Origin of the sequence: Rothia nasimurium (genome assembly GCF_928381705.1) — a bacterium.
In the GTDB taxonomy this organism is placed as follows: domain Bacteria; phylum Actinomycetota; class Actinomycetes; order Actinomycetales; family Micrococcaceae; genus Rothia; species Rothia nasimurium_G.
The window spans coordinates 1-267 of sequence record NZ_CAKMSR010000044.1 but is presented as its reverse complement, the minus strand read 5'-3'; the positions used below and the strand labels follow the sequence as shown (position 1 = coordinate 267).

General features: G+C 54.3%; 1 rRNA gene. It reads right to left on the bottom strand.

Features of this window, described 5'->3' with window-relative positions:
* Window positions 1-267, bottom strand: a 23S ribosomal RNA gene (locus L6762_RS11915); the annotation flags it as partial.

Below are 267 nucleotides of genomic sequence, written 5' to 3'. Positions count from 1 at the left end.
CAATCCTCTTAACCTTCCAGCACCGGGCAGGAGTCAGTCCGTATACATCGTCTTACGACTTCGCACGGACCTGTGTTTTTGATAAACAGTCGCTTCCCCCAATTCTCTGCGACCCATACACGCTCACCACCGCGCAGGTGGGTCACGCTCAAGGCTCCCCTTCTCCCGAAGTTACGGGGACATTTTGCCGAGTTCCTTAACCATGATTCTCTCGATCGCCTTAGTATTCTCTACCTGATCACCTGTGTCGGTTTCGGGTACGGGCGG